The organism is Halorubrum tibetense (genome assembly GCF_042661865.1).
Taxonomy (GTDB): Archaea; Halobacteriota; Halobacteria; order Halobacteriales; family Haloferacaceae; genus Halorubrum; species Halorubrum tibetense.
Window position 1 is genome coordinate 1 of the sequence record NZ_JBHSWW010000403.1, and the last position, 1,603, is coordinate 1,603.

The 1,603-nt window shown below is 70.0% G+C and carries 2 protein-coding genes and 1 pseudogene; 2 read left to right on the top strand and 1 reads right to left on the bottom strand.

Annotated features, from left to right (window positions below):
• Positions 1-147: pseudogene (locus tag ACFQEU_RS15550) on the top strand (shikimate dehydrogenase); the annotation flags it as partial.
• Between the two features lie 58 nt (positions 148-205).
• On the opposite strand, the gene ACFQEU_RS15555 reads toward ACFQEU_RS15550, so the two are convergent.
• Positions 206-661 carry a transporter gene (locus tag ACFQEU_RS15555; protein WP_379783639.1) on the bottom strand — a complete coding sequence of 152 codons (456 nt, stop codon included), beginning with the start codon at positions 659-661 and terminating at the stop codon, positions 206-208.
• Positions 662-849: 188 nt separating this feature from the next.
• Between ACFQEU_RS15555 and ACFQEU_RS15560 the strand changes: the two genes are divergently transcribed.
• Positions 850-1,425: a helix-hairpin-helix domain-containing protein gene (locus tag ACFQEU_RS15560; RefSeq protein ID WP_379783641.1), complete on the top strand. Its 576-nt coding sequence runs from the start codon at positions 850-852 to the stop codon at positions 1,423-1,425.
• Positions 1,426-1,603: the final 178 nt, after the last annotated feature.

The following is a 1,603-nucleotide window of genomic DNA, read 5'->3' on the forward strand; positions in this document are numbered from 1 at the left end:
CTGGTCGCCGACGCCGCGGCCGCGGGCGCGACGACCGTCGACGGGGCGTGGATGCTGCTGTTCCAGGGCGTCGAGGCGTTCGAGCGCTGGACCGGGCGGGACGCGCCGGTCGAGGCGATGAACCGGGCGCTCCGCGATCACTTATAACGTCTCTCGACCTGTCGCGTAGCCGCGTATCACATATCCCGACCGGCCGCGACGATGCTTATAAGCCGAACGGGTTCGCCAGCAGCCCCGCAGTGAGGATCAGCGCGACGGAGAGGCCGGCGGCCGCGTAGAAGAACGGTTTCGCGTCGGCGGCCGCGCCGGCGATGTCGCCGTCGAGTCCGGCGACCGCCTTCGAGCCAGCGACCTCGACGAGCCCGGTGATGAGGAACCAGAGGGCGATCATCGTCAGGACGAGGTGGCCGGCACCGGTGCCGGTGAGCGTGTCGGCCGTGTACAGCTGCCCGGCCATGTGTCCGCCGGTGGCGACGAAGACGAGCGCACCGATCCGGGTTATCCATCGGAGTCGGCCGACGACCGTCGAGAGGAGTTTTCCCCCGACGTCGCCGCGGGTCGCCGGCGGGACGACAGCGAGTGAGACGAACAGCACGCTCCCCGTCCAGAGGATCGCGAAGCCGACGTGCAGCGACCACATGACCGCGTGGATCAGCGTCATGCGATCCGTTGCGAGCGGCGTTACTTATATATGAGTGAAGGAGGCCTTCCGGAGTCGATCGAGGGACGAGCGGCGGGGGGACGCAGCCGAGCAGCTCGTCTACCGGTGGAACGCCGCCTCACACGTTCGCGCGGGACCGGTAGGCCCGTCGCCGGTGTTTAAATATCCCGCGCGTGTATTCCCCGGCAATGGCACTATTACAGAAGATCAAGGCGAAGCTCGGCTTCGGGAGCAACTCGACGGACCACGACGGCGGGGAGACGACGGTGACCGTCGAGAAGGACGCGGACGGCGAAGACGACTCGTCGACCGTGGACGACGGGACGACCGCCGAGACGGCGGAGTCCGCCGATCACGCGGAGTCCGCCGATGCCGTGGGAGTCGATACCGAGCCCGAACCGGTCGACGACGGCGAGTCGGGCGAGACCGACGACGTGGACACCACGGACGCCGAACCCGCCGACGACACCCCCGCTAATGCCGCCGATCCCGACGACGACGCGGACGCGACCGACGCGGACGCGACCGACGCGAAAGCGGCTGACGCGGACGCGACCGACACGGACGAGCCCGCCGTCGAATCCGACGGCGACCCGGTCGAGGGGATCAAGGGGATCGGACCGGCGTACAGCGAGCGGCTGTCCGAGATGGGGATCCACTCCGTCGCGGACCTCGCGGCGGCCGACCCGGCCGACGTCGCCGAGGGGGCGAAGGTGGGCGAGAAGCGTGCGGCGACGTGGATCCAGCGGGCCGAGGAGTTCTGAATCGGACGCGGTCGGCCCCGGCGAGGCGCTCGAACGACCGCAACCGTTTCACCGGTGCCGGCGAACCCTGATCCATGCACGGTTCCGTTCACACCGACCGGGCGCGGTTCCGCGAGGTCGCCGCGACCGCCCCCGCCGGGGCTCGCGTCCCCGTCGAGCTCCGGGTCGCCGTCGACGA